At 61.2% G+C, this 16,043-nt stretch carries 18 protein-coding genes; 7 read left to right on the forward strand and 11 right to left on the reverse strand.

Translation table 11 applies throughout. The features are described from left to right. Positions 1-115: 115 nt before the first annotated feature. The 3 genes from infA to aat form a co-directional block, all read right to left on the reverse strand. The gene (gene infA / locus AC0IYN_RS22770; protein ID WP_002553999.1) at positions 116-334 is read right to left on the reverse strand and encodes a translation initiation factor IF-1; all 219 of its coding nucleotides are present in this window, start codon (positions 332-334) and stop codon (positions 116-118) included. Positions 335-434: 100 nt separating this feature from the next. Beyond that, the gene (locus AC0IYN_RS22775) at positions 435-1,142 is read right to left on the reverse strand and encodes an arginyltransferase (RefSeq protein ID WP_406597492.1); all 708 of its coding nucleotides are present in this window, start codon (positions 1,140-1,142) and stop codon (positions 435-437) included. A gap of 55 nt (positions 1,143-1,197) precedes the next feature. Next, positions 1,198-1,878, reverse strand: a complete 681-nt coding sequence (aat, locus tag AC0IYN_RS22780) for a leucyl/phenylalanyl-tRNA--protein transferase (protein WP_078049027.1) — start codon at positions 1,876-1,878, stop codon at positions 1,198-1,200. A 497-nt stretch (positions 1,879-2,375) separates the two neighbouring features. Between aat and AC0IYN_RS22785 the strand changes: the two genes are divergently transcribed. The 6 genes from AC0IYN_RS22785 to cysG are packed head-to-tail and all read left to right on the forward strand — an operon-like array spanning position 2,376 to position 9,874. Then, positions 2,376-4,784 (forward strand): DNA translocase FtsK, encoded by a 2,409-nt coding sequence (locus AC0IYN_RS22785; RefSeq protein ID WP_406597490.1) that lies wholly within the window; start codon positions 2,376-2,378, stop codon positions 4,782-4,784. A gap of 54 nt (positions 4,785-4,838) precedes the next feature. Further along, on the forward strand, positions 4,839-5,462 hold the full coding sequence (gene lolA, locus AC0IYN_RS22790; RefSeq protein ID WP_406597489.1) for an outer membrane lipoprotein periplasmic chaperone LolA: 624 nt from the start codon (positions 4,839-4,841) through the stop codon (positions 5,460-5,462). Between the two features lie 23 nt (positions 5,463-5,485). After that, the gene (locus AC0IYN_RS22795; protein ID WP_078049025.1) at positions 5,486-6,808 is read left to right on the forward strand and encodes a replication-associated recombination protein A; all 1,323 of its coding nucleotides are present in this window, start codon (positions 5,486-5,488) and stop codon (positions 6,806-6,808) included. After that, positions 6,808-7,182, forward strand: coding sequence for a fluoride efflux transporter CrcB (gene crcB, locus AC0IYN_RS22800; RefSeq protein WP_048728518.1), 375 nt, complete (start codon positions 6,808-6,810; stop codon positions 7,180-7,182). The genes AC0IYN_RS22795 and crcB overlap by 1 nt, the downstream gene beginning before the upstream one ends. 16 nt (positions 7,183-7,198) lie before the next feature. Continuing rightward, entirely contained in the window at positions 7,199-8,479 is a 1,281-nt protein-coding gene (gene serS / locus AC0IYN_RS22805; RefSeq protein ID WP_269131109.1) for a serine--tRNA ligase, read from the forward strand. After that, positions 8,480-9,874 carry a siroheme synthase CysG gene (gene cysG, locus AC0IYN_RS22810; protein WP_028616787.1) on the forward strand — a complete coding sequence of 465 codons (1,395 nt, stop codon included), beginning with the start codon at positions 8,480-8,482 and terminating at the stop codon, positions 9,872-9,874. A gap of 83 nt (positions 9,875-9,957) precedes the next feature. Here the strand turns inward: cysG and AC0IYN_RS22815 are convergent, their stop codons facing one another. The 6 genes from AC0IYN_RS22815 to tusD all read right to left on the reverse strand — a co-directional run bounded on the left by AC0IYN_RS22815 (position 9,958) and on the right by tusD (position 13,394). After that, complete coding sequence (locus AC0IYN_RS22815) at positions 9,958-10,953, reverse strand: glutathione S-transferase family protein (RefSeq protein ID WP_406597488.1); 996 nt, start codon at positions 10,951-10,953, stop codon at positions 9,958-9,960. A gap of 88 nt (positions 10,954-11,041) precedes the next feature. Further along, complete coding sequence (locus AC0IYN_RS22820; protein WP_406597487.1) at positions 11,042-12,043, reverse strand: glycosyl transferase family protein; 1,002 nt, start codon at positions 12,041-12,043, stop codon at positions 11,042-11,044. Beyond that, a complete protein-coding gene (locus tag AC0IYN_RS22825) occupies positions 12,040-12,375 on the reverse strand; it encodes a TusE/DsrC/DsvC family sulfur relay protein (RefSeq protein WP_406597486.1) in 336 nt (111 codons plus the stop codon). The genes AC0IYN_RS22820 and AC0IYN_RS22825 overlap by 4 nt, the downstream gene beginning before the upstream one ends. Continuing rightward, complete coding sequence (gene tusB, locus AC0IYN_RS22830; RefSeq protein ID WP_028616783.1) at positions 12,372-12,650, reverse strand: sulfurtransferase complex subunit TusB; 279 nt, start codon at positions 12,648-12,650, stop codon at positions 12,372-12,374. The genes AC0IYN_RS22825 and tusB overlap by 4 nt, the downstream gene beginning before the upstream one ends. Then, positions 12,650-13,000 carry a sulfurtransferase complex subunit TusC gene (gene tusC / locus AC0IYN_RS22835; RefSeq protein ID WP_016977548.1) on the reverse strand — a complete coding sequence of 117 codons (351 nt, stop codon included), beginning with the start codon at positions 12,998-13,000 and terminating at the stop codon, positions 12,650-12,652. The genes tusB and tusC overlap by 1 nt, the downstream gene beginning before the upstream one ends. 1 nt (position 13,001) lies before the next feature. Continuing rightward, a complete protein-coding gene (gene tusD, locus AC0IYN_RS22840; RefSeq protein ID WP_033896872.1) occupies positions 13,002-13,394 on the reverse strand; it encodes a sulfurtransferase complex subunit TusD in 393 nt (130 codons plus the stop codon). A gap of 157 nt (positions 13,395-13,551) precedes the next feature. Here tusD and AC0IYN_RS22845 point away from each other — a divergent pair, with 157 nt between their 5' ends. Further along, the gene (locus AC0IYN_RS22845) at positions 13,552-14,715 is read left to right on the forward strand and encodes a CaiB/BaiF CoA transferase family protein (protein ID WP_471843363.1); all 1,164 of its coding nucleotides are present in this window, start codon (positions 13,552-13,554) and stop codon (positions 14,713-14,715) included. Between the two features lie 64 nt (positions 14,716-14,779). Here AC0IYN_RS22845 and AC0IYN_RS22850 read toward each other — a convergent pair whose 3' ends face one another. Together AC0IYN_RS22850 and AC0IYN_RS22855 are read right to left on the reverse strand one after the other, a co-directional pair. Then, positions 14,780-15,274: a SprT family zinc-dependent metalloprotease gene (locus tag AC0IYN_RS22850; protein ID WP_034106983.1), complete on the reverse strand. Its 495-nt coding sequence runs from the start codon at positions 15,272-15,274 to the stop codon at positions 14,780-14,782. Positions 15,275-15,402: 128 nt separating this feature from the next. Next, positions 15,403-16,005, reverse strand: coding sequence for a Yip1 family protein (locus AC0IYN_RS22855; protein ID WP_078049014.1), 603 nt, complete (start codon positions 16,003-16,005; stop codon positions 15,403-15,405). Between the last annotated feature and the right edge of the window lie 38 nt (positions 16,006-16,043).

Below are 16,043 nucleotides of genomic sequence, written 5' to 3' on the forward strand. Positions count from 1 at the left end.
ATGGGTGGGTCGCTATCTGTCGACCGGTGAAGATCAACTGTGGGTCAAGTGGCGACTGTTAAATGGCGCACACACAAAAACGCCCGGCATAACCGGGCGTTTTGTATTGACTTGCTTAGCGAGCGCGGTAAGTGATGCGCCCTTTGCTCAAGTCATAGGGCGTCAGCTCGACGCGCACTTTGTCACCGGTAAGAATACGAATGTAGTTCTTGCGCATCTTGCCGGAGATATGCGCGGTTACGACGTGCCCATTTTCCAACTCCACACGAAACATGGTGTTGGGCAGGGTGTCGACGACAGTGCCTTCCATTTCGAAGCTGTCTTCTTTCGACATGCAGTAAAGCCCTCGGTATCCAGTGAATGGCCCGGTGCAACTGCGCCAGGCAAAAGCGGCGTGCATTGTGCCCGAAAAAGGGTGTTTAAGCCAAGGGGTTCTAGTTAAGCACGACCCATCTTTGATTAATCAGCAGTTCGATGGGCCGATATTGGGTCTTGTAATTCATCTTTTTGCAGTTCTTTATCCAGTATCCGAGGTACACCGCCTCCAGTTCCAGGCGCAGTGCCTCGCCAATCTGCCAGAGGATCGCGAAGCGTCCCAGGCTGCGACGTTCTTCGGTGGGCTCATAGAAGGTGTAGACCGCCGACAGCCCGTTAGGCAGCAGGTCGGTCACGGCGACGGCCACCAATCGACCGTCCGCACGAAACTCGTAGAAGCGCGAGAACGGCAGGTCGCGCACCAGGAACGTGGAAAATTGGTCGCGACTGGGCGGGAACATATCGCCGTCGGCGTGCCGCTCCTCGATATAGCGCTGGTAAAGGTCGAAGTATTCTTCGGTGAAGCGCGGCTTGGCTGGCGTCACCGTCAGGTCGGCGTTGCGCTTGAGGATGCGCTTCTGGTTGCGGTCCGGCAGAAACTGCGCCACGGGGATGCGTGCCGGTACGCAGGCATTGCAGTTCTGGCAGTGAGGCCGGTAAAGGTGATCGCCGCTGCGCCGAAAGCCCATCTCCGACAGGTCGGCATACACATGCACGTCCATCGGCTGGCTGGGGTCGAGGAACAGCGTGGTGGCCTGCTCGTCGGGCAGATAGCTGCAAGAGTGGGGTTGAGTGGCATAAAACTTCAAACGCGCCAACTCGGTCATGATCAACCCTCGGGTAAGCTTTGAAATAAGTGTAAGCCAGGAGCGCAGAAGTCGCCTAGGAAACCCACGGTCCAGCGTTGGGCTGGTCCAGATGGTCGCGCAGGAAACCTGCGAAGTCGCTGCGGGATATGGCGCGGGCACCCAGGCTGTGCAGGTGATCGTTGGGCATCTGGCAGTCGATCAGTACAAAACCCCAGGCCTGCAATTGACGAGTCAATGTGGCGAAGCCGAATTTCGAGGCGTTGTCGGCGCGGCTGAACATGGATTCGCCAAAAAACAGCTGGCCCATCGCCAGGCCATACAGGCCACCGACCAGTTCGCCGTCGTCCCAGACCTCTACCGAGTGCGCATAACCGCGCTGGTGCAGCTCCAGATAGGCGCCCTGGATGCTCTCGGTGATCCAGGTGCCATCGGCATAGGCGCGCGGTGCTGCGCAGGCCTGGATGACGGCGGCAAAGTCCCTGTCGAAGGTCACACTGTAGCGCTGCTGGCGCAACAGTTTGGCCAGGCTGCGCGATACGTGCAGTTCGTCGGGGAATATCACGGTGCGCGGGTCGGGCGACCACCAGAGGATAGGCTGACCCTCGGAGAACCAGGGAAAGCAGCCATGGCGGTAGGCCTGGATCAGCCGCTCGGCCGAAAGATCGCCACCGGCGGCCAGCAAGCCATTGGGTTCGCGCATGGCCTTGGCCAATGGAGGGAATGTGAGTGAATCGCGTTGTAACCAGGTCAGCATGGCATCCAGGCTTACGGAAGGGGAGGGGAGTGGCAGGTATGACACCTGCGTGCGCAGTGCTGATTATTGTCGACATGGCGCCATGGGGCCAGCCCGAATCGGCCGTTGGAGTGGATTAGCGTGAGCAGGTGTTTCTGCAACTCTGTGCATCAGGCGTGGTCGTAATCGGGGCTAGGCCATGCAGGCCTTTTGCCAAGCTTGCCTGGATGAGTAAAAACAGCTCATAAGCCTTTGTCAGCAAAGACAATGCATGCTCAAATTGAACATCTTGTGACACACCATTGGCGATGCTGCTTGAAGAACGCCAAGTGGCGTGGCATCAGGGGCACAAACCCGTACAATGCGGCCATTGTGGCGTTATCGCCATTTCATCCAGCAATCGCCCAGTGTTAAAAGTAGATTCAACGACGCTCGTTCATTTTTCAGCTGCTCGGATTGGGCAGTATTTGCAGTCATTCAACAGATGGACGCGCTAAAGGCGCAGGAAAAGACCCGTTTTGAAGAAATCCGCCGCAACACCTAAAGCAGCAGTCGTGCCGGCCTGGCGCCAGCACCTGCATTATCGTCTCAAGGAAGGTGCGCTGATCGCGATCGGCGCCTTGTGCCTGTTCCTGATGATGGCCTTGCTGACCTACGGCAAGGACGATCCGGGCTGGAGCCACAACAGCAAGATCGAAGACGTGCAGAACTTCGGCGGGCCTGCCGGCTCCTACAGCGCCGATATCCTGTTCATGGTGCTGGGTTACTTCGCCTATATCTTCCCGTTGCTGCTGGCGATCAAGACCTGGCAGATCTTCCGCCAGCGCCACGAGCCGTGGCAGTGGAGCGGCTGGCTGTTTTCCTGGCGCCTGATCGGCCTGGTGTTCCTGGTGCTGTCCGGCGCGGCCCTGGCCCATATTCATTTCCATGCGCCCACCGGCCTGCCGGCGGGCGCGGGCGGGGCGCTGGGCGAAAGCCTCGGCGACCTGGCGCGCAAGACCCTGAATATCCAGGGCAGCACCTTGATGTTCATCGCGCTGTTCCTGTTCGGCCTCACCGTGTTCACCGACCTGTCCTGGTTCAAGGTGATGGACGTGACCGGCAAGATCACCCTCGACCTGCTGGAACTGTTCCAGGGCGCCGCCAACCGCTGGTGGGCTGCCCGCGTCGACCGCAAGCGCATGGTCGCCCAGTTGCGTGAAGTCGATACCCGCGTCAACGAAGTGGTGGCCCCGAGCACACCGGACCGGCGCGAGCAGGCCAAGGTCAAGGAGCGCCTGATCGAGCGCGAGCAGGCCCTGAGCAAGCACATGTCGGACCGCGAGAAGCAGGTGCCGCCGGTGATTGCCCCGGCACCGCCCAAGGCCCCTGAGCCGAGCCATCGCGTACAGAAAGAGAAACAGGCGCCGCTGTTCGTCGACAGCGCCGTCGAAGGCACCTTGCCGCCGATCTCGATCCTCGACCCGGCCGAAAAGAAACAACTCAACTACTCGCCTGAATCCCTGGCGGCCGTCGGCCACCTGCTGGAAATCAAGCTCAAGGAATTCGGCGTCGAAGTCTCGGTGGATTCCATCCACCCCGGCCCGGTGATCACCCGATACGAAATCCAGCCGGCTGCCGGCGTGAAGGTCAGCCGTATCGCCAACCTGGCGAAGGATTTGGCCCGTTCCCTGGCCGTGACCAGTGTGCGTGTCGTGGAAGTGATTCCCGGCAAGACCACGGTGGGCATCGAGATTCCCAACGAAGACCGCCAGATCGTGCGCTTCTCCGAAGTGCTGTCGACCCCTGAGTACGACAACTTCAAGTCGCCGGTCACCCTGGCCCTGGGTCACGACATCGGTGGCAAGCCGGTGATCACCGACCTGGCGAAGATGCCCCACTTGCTGGTGGCCGGTACCACCGGTTCCGGTAAGTCGGTGGGTGTGAACGCGATGATCCTGTCGATCCTGTTCAAGTCCGGCCCGGAAGACGCCAAGCTGATCATGATCGACCCGAAGATGCTCGAACTGTCGATCTACGAGGGCATTCCGCACTTGCTGTGCCCGGTGGTCACCGACATGAAGGACGCCGCCAACGCCCTGCGCTGGAGCGTCGCCGAGATGGAGCGCCGCTACAAGCTGATGGCGAAGATGGGCGTGCGTAACCTGTCGGGCTTCAACGCCAAGGTCAAGGAAGCCCAGGACGCCGGCACACCGCTGACCGACCCGTTGTACAAGCGCGAAAGCATTCACGACGAAGCGCCGCTGCTGAGCAAGCTGCCGACCATCGTGGTGGTGGTCGACGAATTCGCCGACATGATGATGATCGTCGGCAAGAAGGTCGAAGAACTGATTGCCCGTATCGCCCAGAAGGCCCGTGCCGCAGGTATTCACTTGATCCTCGCCACCCAGCGTCCGTCGGTGGACGTGATCACCGGCCTGATCAAGGCCAACATCCCGACCCGCATGGCGTTCCAGGTGTCGAGCAAGATCGACTCGCGGACCATCATCGACCAGGGGGGCGCCGAACAGCTGCTGGGCCACGGCGACATGCTCTACATGCCGCCGGGCACCAGCCTGCCGATCCGGGTGCACGGCGCCTTTGTTTCCGACGATGAAGTCCACCGTGTGGTGGAAGCCTGGAAGCTGCGCGGCGCGCCGGAATACAACGACGACATTCTGGCCGGCGTGGAAGAAGCCGGCAGTGGCTTCGACGGCGGCAGCAGCGGTGGCGACGATGATGCCGAAACCGACGCGCTGTACGACGAGGCCGTGGCCTTTGTACTGGAAAGCCGTCGCGCCTCCATCTCGGCGGTGCAGCGCAAGCTGAAGATCGGCTACAACCGTGCCGCTCGTATGATCGAAGCCATGGAAAACGCTGGCGTCGTCACCGCAATGAACACCAACGGCTCGCGCGAAGTCATTGCCCCCGGGCAGATGCGCGACTGATCCCGCGCCGCGTGGCAGCACGCGGCGCGCCCTGACCACTCAATGAGGACTCCCATGCGTCTTATCCGCATGCTGTTGTTGCCGGCACTGGCCCTTACCGCTGTTTCGGCTCACGCTGACCCGGCCTCCGTCGCCAGCCTGAAGAATCTGCTCGACAAATCCCAGACCCTGACCGCGCGCTTCTCCCAGTTGACCCTGGATGCCGGCGGCACCCAGTTGCAGGAAACCGCCGGCGAAATGGCCGTGCAGCGTCCTGGCCTGTTCTACTGGCACACCGAGGGCAAGGCCGAGCAGACCATTGTGTCCGACGGCCAGAAGGTCACCCTGTGGGACCCGGACCTGGAACAGGCGACCATCAAGAAGCTCGACCCGCGCCTGAACCAGACCCCGGCCCTGCTGCTGTCGGGTGATGTGTCGAAAATCAACGACAGTTTCGACATCACCTCCAAGCAGGCCAGCAACGTGATCGAGTTCACCCTCAAGCCCAAATCCAAGGACACGCTGTTCGACACGCTGTCCCTGTCGTTTGGCAACGGCGTGATCAATAACATGCGACTGGTCGACAGCGTCGGCCAGCGCACCGATATCCTGTTCTCCGGGGTCAAGGCCAACCAGCCGGTACCGGCATCCAAGTTCAAGTTCGACATCCCCAAGGGTGCCGACGTGATCCAGGAATAATCTAGAGGTTTCAAACGCTGCCCATGGATCTGTTTCGAAGTGACCCGATTGCCCAGCCGTTGGCCGCGCGCTTGCGTTCGACCAACCTGGATGAGTACGTCGGTCAGGAACACCTGCTCGCTCGCGGCAAGCCGTTGCGCGAAGCCCTGGAGCAGGGTGCGCTGCACTCGATGATTTTCTGGGGGCCGCCGGGGGTGGGCAAGACCACCCTGGCGCGCCTGCTGGCAAAGGTCTCGGATGCGCACTTCGAAACGGTCTCGGCGGTACTCGCCGGGGTCAAGGAGATCCGCCAGGCGGTGGAAGTCGCCAAGCAACAGGCCGGGCAGTACGGCAAGCGCACCATCCTGTTTGTCGATGAAGTGCACCGCTTCAACAAGTCCCAGCAGGATGCGTTCCTGCCTTATGTCGAAGATGGCACGCTGATCTTTATCGGCGCCACCACCGAAAACCCATCGTTCGAACTGAACAATGCCTTGCTGTCGCGGGCGCGAGTCTATGTGCTGAAAAGCCTGGACGAGGCCGCTATGCAGAAGCTGTTGCAGCGGGCACTGAATGAAGACAAGGGCCTGGGCAAGCGGCAACTCAGCGTGAGCGAAGAGGGCTTCAAGATCCTGCTGACCGCCGCCGACGGTGACGGTCGTCGCTTTCTCAACCTGCTGGAGAACGCTTCTGACCTGGCCGAAGACGGCGGCGAGATTGGCGTCGACCTCTTGCAAAGCCTGCTCGGCGATACGCGTCGACGCTTCGACAAGGGCGGCGAAGCCTTCTACGACCAGATATCGGCGCTGCACAAATCCGTGCGCGGCTCCAACCCGGACGGCGCGCTGTACTGGTTCGCGCGGATGATCGACGGCGGTTGCGACCCGCTGTACCTCGCCCGCCGCGTGGTACGCATGGCCAGCGAAGACATCGGCAACGCCGACCCGCGTGCACTGAGCCTGTGCCTGGCAGCGTGGGATGTGCAGGAGCGCCTCGGCAGCCCGGAAGGCGAATTGGCCGTGGCCCAGGCCATCACCTACCTGGCCTGTGCGCCCAAGAGCAATGCGGTGTACATGGGCTTCAAGTCCGCACTGCGCGCCGCCGCCGAATACGGCTCCCTCGAAGTGCCGATGCACTTGCGCAATGCGCCGACCAAGCTGATGAAACAGCTGGGTTATGGCGACGAATACCGTTACGCCCACGATGAGCCGGACGCCTACGCTGCCGGTGAAGACTATTTCCCCGATGACCTTGAGCCCTTGCCGCTCTATCAGCCGGTGCCCCGTGGCCTGGAGTTGAAAATCGGTGAAAAGCTCAATCACCTCGCGCAACTCGACCGGCTCAGCCCCAAACAGCGGAGAAAGTAGTGTTCAAGACGATTCTTGCCGTGTCGGCAGCCGGCATCGCTGGTACATTATTGCGTTTCGCCGCTGGCACCTGGGTCAGCGCCAACTGGCCGAAGCATTTTTATGCGGCGACCCTGGCGGTCAACCTGGTCGGCTGCCTGATCATCGGGCTGTTGTACGGCTGGTTCCTGTTGCGCCCGGAAGTACCGATTGAAATTCGTGCCGGCTTGATTGTCGGCTTTGTAGGCGGTCTGACGACCTTTTCATCCTTTTCACTGGATACGCTGCGCTTGCTGGAAAGCGGGCAGGCCCTGGTCGCCTTCGGGTACCTGGGCATCAGCGTGTTCGGCGGGCTGCTCGCCACCTGGGCTGGCCTGTCCTTGACCAAACTTTGATAAACGAGAGACCGACATGCTCGATTCCAAACTGTTACGTAGCAACCTTCAGGACGTAGCGGACCGCCTGGCATCCCGTGGCTTTGCCTTGGATGTTGCGCGCATCGAAGCGCTGGAAGAACAGCGCAAGACCGTCCAGACCCGCACCGAAGCACTGCAGGCTGAGCGGAATGCGCGTTCCAAATCCATCGGTCAGGCCAAGCAGCGCGGCGAAGACATTGCGCCGCTGATGGCGGATGTCGAGCGCATGGGCACCGAGCTGTCCGACGGCAAGGTCGAGCTGGACAAGATCCAGACCGAGCTGGATTCGATCCTGCTCGGCATTCCCAACATCCCGCACGAGTCCGTGCCGATTGGCGAAGACGAAGACGGCAACGTCGAAGTGCGTCGCTGGGGCACGCCAACCGCCTTTGATTTCGAGATCAAGGACCACGTTGCCCTGGGCGAATTGACCGGTGGGCTGGATTTCGAAACCGCTGCCAAGATGTCCGGCGCGCGCTTTGCCTTGCTGCGCGGGCCGATCGCGCGCATGCACCGTGCCCTGGCGCAGTTCATGATCAACCTGCACACCGGCGAACACGGTTACGAAGAAGCCTACACCCCCTACCTGGTGCAGGCGCCGGCGCTGATGGGCACCAGCCAGTTGCCGAAGTTCGAAGAAGACCTGTTCAAGATCAGCCGCGACGGCGAAGCCGACCTGTACCTGATCCCGACCGCCGAAGTGTCGCTGACCAACATCGTCGCCGGCGAAATTCTTGATGCCAAGCAACTGCCGATCAAGTTCGTGGCCCACAGCCCGTGCTTCCGCAGCGAAGCCGGTGCGTCGGGCCGTGACACTCGCGGCATGATCCGCCAGCACCAGTTCGACAAGGTCGAGATGGTGCAAGTGGTCGAGCCGTCGACGTCGATGGAAGCCCTCGAAGGCCTGACCGCCAACGCCGAGCGCGTCCTGCAACTGCTGGAGCTGCCGTACCGCGTGCTGGCATTGTGCACCGGCGACATGGGTTTCAGCGCCGTGAAGACCTACGACCTCGAAGTGTGGGTGCCGAGCCAGGACAAGTACCGCGAGATTTCGTCGTGCTCCAACTGCGGTGATTTCCAGGCCCGTCGCATGCAGGCGCGTTTCCGTAACCCGGAAACCGGCAAGCCGGAGCTGGTCCACACTCTCAACGGTTCCGGTTTGGCCGTAGGCCGTACCCTGGTGGCGGTGCTGGAAAACTACCAGCAGGCTGACGGCTCGATCCGTGTACCGGAAGTGCTCAAGCCTTACATGGCGGGCGTTGAGGTCATCCGCTAAATGGAATTTCTGCCGCTGTTTCATAACCTGCGCGGCAGTCGTGTGTTGGTCGTCGGTGGCGGGGAGATTGCCTTGCGCAAATCCCGGCTGCTGGCCGATGCCGGTGCGTTGCTGCGGGTGGTTGCTCCCCAGATCGAAGACCAGCTCAAAGAGCTGGTGCTGGGCAGTGGCGGGGAACTGATTTTGCGCGGTTATCAGGAGGCGGACCTCGACGGTTGCACCCTGATCATCGCGGCCACAGACGACGAGCCGTTGAACGCGCAAGTGTCCAGCGATGCCAAGCGCCGTTGTGTGCCGGTCAATGTGGTGGATGCGCCGGCCTTGTGCAGCGTGATCTTCCCGGCGATTGTCGACCGTTCACCCTTGGTAATCGCGGTGTCCAGCGGCGGCGATGCGCCGGTGCTGGCGCGCCTGATCCGCGCCAAGCTGGAAACCTGGATTCCGTCCACCTATGGCCAACTGGCCGGGTTGGCGGCGCGGTTTCGTGCTCAGGTCAAAGGTTTGTACCCGGATGTACAGCAGCGCCGCGCATTCTGGGAAGAGGTCTTCCAAGGCCCGATTGCCGACCGCCAATTGGCTGGACAGGGCGATGAAGCTGAGCGACTGTTGATCGAAAAGGTCAACGGCGCACCGCCGAATGCACCGGGCGAAGTCTACTTGGTGGGTGCAGGCCCGGGTGATCCCGACCTGCTGACCTTCCGCGCCCTGCGCCTGATGCAGCAAGCCGATGTGGTGCTGTATGACCGCCTCGTAGCTCCTGCGATTCTCGAGCTGTGCCGCCGTGACGCCGAGCGTGTCTACGTCGGCAAACGTCGCGCCGATCACGCCGTGCCGCAAGACCAGATCAACCAGCAATTGGTGGACCTGGCCAAGCAAGGCAAGCGTGTGCTGCGTCTCAAGGGTGGCGATCCGTTCATCTTTGGCCGTGGTGGCGAAGAGATCGAGGAATTGGCGGCCCACGGCATTCCGTTCCAGGTGGTGCCAGGGATCACGGCGGCCAGCGGTTGCGCGGCGTATGCCGGGATTCCGCTGACTCACCGTGACTATGCGCAGTCCGTACGTTTCATTACCGGGCATTTAAAGGACGGGACGTCGGACCTGCCTTGGGATGACCTGGTGGGGCCTTCGCAGACCCTGGTGTTCTACATGGGTTTGATTGGCTTGCCGATCATCTGCGAGCAGCTGATCAAGCATGGCCGTGCATCGGATACCCCGGCTGCATTGATCCAGCAAGGCACCACGTCCAACCAGCGCGTGTTTACCGGCACCCTGGCGGACCTGCCGCGCATGGTGGCGGAGCATGAAGTGCATGCGCCGACACTGGTGATCGTCGGTGAGGTGGTGGTGTTGCGCGAGAAGCTCAAGTGGTTTGAAGGCGCGCAGTCCCAGGTCTGAGAACGCTATGGTGGCCGGTAAGCCTGCAGTGGAGAGCAGGCTTTCTGTGGTGAGCGGGCTTGCCCGCTCACCACAGTGACTGATCAGCTCCAGACACTTTTACCGTTCAGTTGTGCCCGATCATGGCGGGTATCAAATCGCTGCAACGGCCCCTTCGGCACAATCCCCGTCGGGTTGATCGTACGGTGGCTGGCATAGTAATGCCCCTTGATGTGCGCAAAATCCACCGTCTCGGCCACGCCCGGCCACTGATAAATCTCCCGTAGCCAATTCGACAAGTTCGGATAATCCGCAATCCTGCGCAGGTTGCATTTGAAGTGGCTGTAATACACCGCATCAAAGCGAATCAGCGTAGTGAACAGCCGCACATCCGCCTCGGTCAGGTACTCACCGGCCAAGTAGCGATGATCACCAAGATGCTGTTCCAGGTGATCCAACTCCGCGAATACATCACCAAATGCGCTTTCATACGCCTGCTGTGACGTGGCGAACCCCGCGCGGTACACGCCGTTATTCACGGCAGGGTAGATGCGCTCGTTCAGCGCGTCGATGGTTGCGCGCAGCGGCTCGGGGTAGAAGTCCAGGGTATTGCCGGTCAATTCATTAAACGCGCTGTTGAACATGCGGATGATCTCCGCCGATTCATTGCTGACGATGCGCTTGAGCTTCTTGTCCCACAGTACCGGCACGGTGACGCGCCCAGTGTAGTCGGCCGTGTCAGCCGTGTAGCGCTGGTGCATGAAGTCGAAATCATCCAGCTTGTCGCCGGTGGAGCCGTGAGCCTTGTCGAAGGTCCAGCCATTTTCCAGCATCAGCCAACTGACCACGGACACATCGATCAGGCTTTCCAGTCCTTTGAGCTTGCGCAGAATCAGGGTGCGATGGGCCCACGGGCAGGCGAGAGAGACATAGAGGTGGTAGCGACCGGCCTCGGCCTTGAATCCGCCTTCGCCACTCGGGCCTGGCGCGCCGTCGGCGGTCACCCAGTGGCGGCGTTGCGCCTGTTCCCGTTGGAATGCGCCGTCTGCGCTACTTTCGTACCACTGGTCTTTCCAGTGTCCTTCGATCAGCAAACCCATGACTGGCTCCTTGGCTAATAAGCGTTGGAGGCCAGTCTAAAGGGCTGAGTTCGATTTAAAAGCGCAAAGACCGGGGGTTAATTATCGATTAAATTGATTTGTCTCGCGCATCCCAGTATTGCTGGGCCAGGACGAACGCCTGTTCCCGTGAATGGCCAAGGCCACGCAAGGCCAGGGCCATGGTCGCGATCAAGGCCAGTTGCGGATAGCTGTCTTCGACATCGCCGCGCCACAACGCTTTCAGATGCTCAGGTTCGAGCGTGGCTGGCTTGACGTGGCGCTGGGCGGAAAGGGCGGGCCACTCTTCGTCCCAGCTTTCGCCGCCCGTGGTGCCGTACAGATGGCTGGCCGAGTCGGGGTTGATCTCGATCTCGCCGCCGTCGCCCTTCACCACGATCACGTTGTCGCCGAGCAAGCCGCTGGCATCGCGGTGCACGCCCTGGTAACCCGGATGGAAAATACTCTGCAGGCCCAGGCGCGCATTCAAGGGATTGAGCAAACGCGCCAGGGAATGGATCGGCGAGCGCAGGCCCAGCGTATTGCGCAGGTCAATCATGCGCTGCAACTGCGGCGCCCAGTCGCCCAGCGGGATAAACGCCAGGTTGCCTTGTGCATAAGCCGCCTCGACCTGCTGCCAGTTGCGACACAGTGGGATCTGCAAGCCTTCGAGCAATTGCTCGGTGTACAGCCGTCCGGCTGTATGCGCGCCGCCACCGTGCATAAGGATGCGCACACCGTTCTGCGCCAGGCATTTGGCCGCCAGCAGATACCACGGTAGATGACGCTTCTTGCCGGCATAGGTCGGCCAGTCGACATCCACGTTCAGCGCCGGGGCATCCAGGCGTTCGCGCACGGCTTCGGTGAAGCCGGCGAGTTCGTCCGGGCTTTCTTCCTTGTGGCGCAGCAGCATCAGGAAGGCGCCGAGCTGGGTGTCTTCGACTTTTTCGTCGAGCAGCATGCCCATGGCTTCGCGGGCTTCCTCGCGGGTGAGGTTGCGTGCGCCGCGCTTGCCTTTGCCCAGGATGCGCACGAACTGCGCAAACGGATGTTCGGCAGGGGTTTCAAGGGTCAGCGGGGCAAAGTCGGTCATAAGCAATTCGTCGGCCTGGGCAGGCCCGCCAGCTTGGCGGCGAGTTTGGCGGGAGTGCCGTTGAACAATTTGTTGAGGTGCAGGCTGTTGCCCTTTTCCGGGCCGAGCTTCAAGGCGGTGTACTTGATCAGCGGACGCGTAGCCGGGGACAACTGGAATTCGGCATAGAACTGGCGCAGCAGTTCGAGGATTTCCCAGTGGGCCGGGGTGAGCTCCAGCGCCTCGGCGGCAGCCAGGGCATGGGCGACCTCTGCGGACCAGTCGTTCAGGTCGGCCAAATAACCGTCCTTGTCCAGCTCCAGGGTACGTGTGCCTACGGTCAGGGTGTTCATAGCCAGGTGTTGACCTTGTCGTAGTCGATCGACAGTTGCACGAAACCTGGGTAGTCCACACTGTCGGCCCAGTCTGGCAGCGGCAGATTGCGCGCCTGCATGTCTTCGGCCAGCACAAACACCTTCACGCCCTTGGTGTGCAGGGCGGGGGCGTGGAGCCCATAGGCGCCGTCGCCGCACAGCAGGATCGCGTCCTCGGCGCCGCAGATACGCAGGCAGCTGTCGAGGCGACTATCGGAAAACGGGGAGTGCGACACCACGTGTAAAGTCGACATCAGAGGGTAATCACCTGGTCGTAACGGTCAATCAATTGGGAAATAGCATCGTTGCTCAACGGTTGCGCCTCGGTGGGCGGCGTCAAGCCACGCACGGCCATGCTGTGGCGGCAGACAAATACATCGTCGATGCCGAACAGCCCTAGTGCCTGCAGGTTGGCACTGAGGTCCTTTTGTTGCACGGCCTTGGCGTTCTGGTGCGCAGCGAGCTGGAACACGCCGTCATCCATGAACAGCAAGCCGATGGGCAGATCGAACGCGCCACCGGCCAGCACGATGTCCAGCGCTTCCCGTGCGCTCGGCCCGGACCACGGTGCCTGACGGCTGATCACCAATAAGGATTTAGACATCTCACGGCCCTCCAAAACAGATCAGGCGGTCGGCATCCTGGATCGCATCATGTAATTGTCCCAGGCCAGACAGCGCCCAGGGCGCATCCAGATTCACCGCTGTACGCTGATACCGCGTGGCTTCCTCCTGGTTGAGAACGCCACGGCGTAACGCAGCGGCAATGCACACCACGCCATCAAGCTGGTGCTGGCTGACAAACTCACGCCATTGGCGGGCGATGTCTTGCTCATCCTGGGGCGCAACGATGTTGTTGGACGCGCTGTGCACGCCGTCCTGATAGAAAAACAGCCGCACAATCTCATGCCCGCCGGCCAGCGCCGCCTGGGCGAACAGCAGGGCGCGGCGCGAGGAGGGCGCGTGGGCGGCGGAAAACAGGGCAATCGCAAACTTCATGGAACACTCTGCAAGCAAACGTGGGCCAATGATAAAGCCGCCGCCACGAAAAAGCCCGCCGTGATCAAAACGGTCACCTTTGCTGACTGTTTCGGCGATTGCCGGCAAGCGCAGGGCTGCCTAGTCTGTGGGCAGTCGAAACGGAAATGGAGTGCCCATGTCAGGTCCCTTGGCGTCCCTCAAAGTGCTGGATTTTTCCACCCTGCTGCCCGGCCCGTTTGCCTCCCTGATGCTGGCGGACATGGGCGCCGAGGTGCTGCGTATCGAGTCGCCCACGCGCCTGGACCTGCTGCGGGTGCTGCCGCCCCATGATCAGGGTACATCGGCCAGCCACGCCTACCTCAACCGCAATAAACGCAGCCTGGCGCTGGACCTCAAGCAGGCCGAGGCGCTGGAGATCGTGCGGGCGCTGGTGAAAGACTACGACATTGTGCTCGAACAATTCCGGCCTGGGGTAATGGAGCGGTTGGGACTGGGGTATGAGGCATTAAAGTCGATCAATCCCCGGCTGATTTATGTGTCGATCACCGGTTATGGCCAGACAGGGCCCTATAAAAACCGCGCCGGGCACGATATCAACTACCTGGCGTTAGCCGGCGTGGCCAGCTACACCGGGCGCCAGGACAGCGGGCCGCTGCCATTGGGCGTGCAAGTGGCGGATGTGGGCGGTGGTTCGCTGCATGCGGTGGTGGGGTTGCTCGCGGCGGTCATCGCGCGGCAGCGGAGCGGTGTTGGTCAATACCTGGATGTGAGCATGACCGACTGCTCGTTCAGCCTGAACGCCATGGCCGGCGCGGGTTACCTAGCGTGCGGGGTGGAGCCGGGGCGGGAAAGTCATGTGCTCAATGGTGGCAGCTTTTACGATTACTACCGCTCGCGGGATGGCCGCTGGATGTCGGTGGGCAGCCTGGAGCCCGGGTTTATGCAGCAGCTCTGCGAGGCGCTGGGGCGGCCGGAGTTGGCGGCGCTGGGTTTGTCACCCAAGCTGAAGGTGGCGCTGCAAGTTGAATTTGAAAAGCGCAGCTTTGATGAGCTGTGCGCGTTGTTCGCGGGGGTGGATGCGTGCGTGGAACCGGTGTTGAGCCTGAGTGAGGCGGTGGAACATCCACAGCTCAAGGCGCGGCAATTGGTCAGCCAGGTGCCACGGGGCGATGGGTCGACTCAGGCGCAACTGGCCTGTCCTTTGAAGTTTTCCGAGGGTTTGCCGCCGCCCCGACATATCGGTGCCGAGGTGGGGGCGCACAGTGACGAAGTGCTGGCGGAGTTGGGATTCAGTGCTCAGCGGATAGTCGCCTGGCGAAAAAACGGCACAATTCTGTAGGAGCCGGCTTGCCGGCGATGGCGATCTTGAGGGCGCCATCGCCGGCAAGCCAGCTCCTACAAGGTCACTCCACGCGGGTTTCGCCGGTAAACACCAAGGTCTGCCGGCACCGCCTGCACAAATACCGCCGCCCCTGAGCCACCATGCCATGGCGCTGGGGCGAGAACGGAAAGTCACTGTCCGCACACGGGCATCGGTAGATATAGCGAGTCACCTGGCGACGCTTCACTTCATAGGTATGGCAACGGTCCGGCGGCAGTTCGTAGACCCCGCGCATGATCAATTGCCATTCCTCGCCATGGGGCTGGATGCGCTCGCCGAACAACTGGTGGGCAATCAGATGCGCCACTTCATGGGCCACGGTCTGCTTGAGGAAGTGTTGGCTGTTTTCACGGTACAACTGTGGGTTGAAACGCAGCAGGTTCTCGTGCAAATGCGCGACACCGGCCTTCTGGCCCCGCAGCTTGAGACTGACCTGGGGGCGTTTGAAGCTTCGTTTGAAAAAGGATTCGGCTTGTAGGAAACAATCTTCGACGCGGGTATTGAGTTGCTCGGGCATGCTGTACATATCTCCAGAGACGTCCAGTATGCCGCAAAGCTGGGTGTTTCCGAATCTGTCAGGCGCCGAATGGTCATGCATAACGCACAAAGCCACCTTGCGGTGGCCTTGCCCACGATTTTATCCGCTCAGTTGGTGTAGATCGGGCCCACGCCCAGGCCCCAGACAATCACGGTAAACGCCATGATCGCCACCAGCACCACCAAGCCCACGGCCAGGACCGAGCTGGAAAACAGGAAGCCCTCATCCGGATCGATGCCCATAAAGGTCGGCAGCCCCACATACAGCAGGTACACCGTGTAACAGATGGCCGCCGTGCCCACGACCATGCCCAGCCACATATGTGGGTACAGCGCGGCCAGCCCGCCGATGAACAGCGGTGTGGCGGTGTAGGTGGCAAACGCAACGCAGCGCGCCATGCTGGGGTTGGCATCGTAGGTGCGGGCCATCCAATGAATGAACGCACCCATCACTGCCACACCGCCGAGCATGGCGGCGTAGGACATGATGGTCATCCACAAGGCGCTTTCCTGGGTCAGCATCACCGGCGCGCGGTTGCCAATGACCCAGCCGACCTGGGTGGTGCCGATAAAGGCGGAAACGGCGGGGATCGCCGCAAGAATCAAGGTATGGGTGAGGTACATGTGGCCGATGCTTTCTTCTTTATCGCCACGGATTTCCCGCCATTCCTGGTCGGGATGGGTAAAAAGCCCCACGACGTGATGGATCATGCCAGTCACTCCTGTCGTTATTACCATCGCCCCCCATC

Source organism: Pseudomonas sp. AC112, assembly GCF_979253545.1.

Excerpts from the sequence above, each read along its gene's own strand:
- infA (WP_002553999.1), bottom strand. The coding sequence starts at position 334 with ATGTCGAAAGAAGACAGCTTCGAAATGGAAGGCACTGTCGTCGACACC.
- AC0IYN_RS22775 (WP_406597492.1), bottom strand. The coding sequence starts at position 1,142 with ATGACCGAGTTGGCGCGTTTGAAGTTTTATGCCACTCAACCCCACTCT.
- aat (WP_078049027.1), bottom strand. The coding sequence starts at position 1,878 with ATGCTGACCTGGTTACAACGCGATTCACTCACATTCCCTCCATTGGCC.
- lolA (WP_406597489.1), top strand. The coding sequence starts at position 4,839 with ATGCGTCTTATCCGCATGCTGTTGTTGCCGGCACTGGCCCTTACCGCT.
- AC0IYN_RS22795 (WP_078049025.1), top strand. The coding sequence starts at position 5,486 with ATGGATCTGTTTCGAAGTGACCCGATTGCCCAGCCGTTGGCCGCGCGC.
- serS (WP_269131109.1), top strand. The coding sequence starts at position 7,199 with ATGCTCGATTCCAAACTGTTACGTAGCAACCTTCAGGACGTAGCGGAC.
- cysG (WP_028616787.1), top strand. The coding sequence starts at position 8,480 with ATGGAATTTCTGCCGCTGTTTCATAACCTGCGCGGCAGTCGTGTGTTG.
- AC0IYN_RS22815 (WP_406597488.1), bottom strand. The coding sequence starts at position 10,953 with ATGGGTTTGCTGATCGAAGGACACTGGAAAGACCAGTGGTACGAAAGT.
- AC0IYN_RS22820 (WP_406597487.1), bottom strand. The coding sequence starts at position 12,043 with ATGACCGACTTTGCCCCGCTGACCCTTGAAACCCCTGCCGAACATCCG.
- AC0IYN_RS22825 (WP_406597486.1), bottom strand. The coding sequence starts at position 12,375 with ATGAACACCCTGACCGTAGGCACACGTACCCTGGAGCTGGACAAGGAC.
- tusB (WP_028616783.1), bottom strand. The coding sequence starts at position 12,650 with ATGTCGACTTTACACGTGGTGTCGCACTCCCCGTTTTCCGATAGTCGC.
- tusC (WP_016977548.1), bottom strand. The coding sequence starts at position 13,000 with ATGTCTAAATCCTTATTGGTGATCAGCCGTCAGGCACCGTGGTCCGGG.
- tusD (WP_033896872.1), bottom strand. The coding sequence starts at position 13,394 with ATGAAGTTTGCGATTGCCCTGTTTTCCGCCGCCCACGCGCCCTCCTCG.
- AC0IYN_RS22845 (WP_471843363.1), top strand. The coding sequence starts at position 13,552 with ATGTCAGGTCCCTTGGCGTCCCTCAAAGTGCTGGATTTTTCCACCCTG.
- AC0IYN_RS22850 (WP_034106983.1), bottom strand. The coding sequence starts at position 15,274 with ATGCCCGAGCAACTCAATACCCGCGTCGAAGATTGTTTCCTACAAGCC.
- AC0IYN_RS22855 (WP_078049014.1), bottom strand. The coding sequence starts at position 16,005 with ATGATCCATCACGTCGTGGGGCTTTTTACCCATCCCGACCAGGAATGG.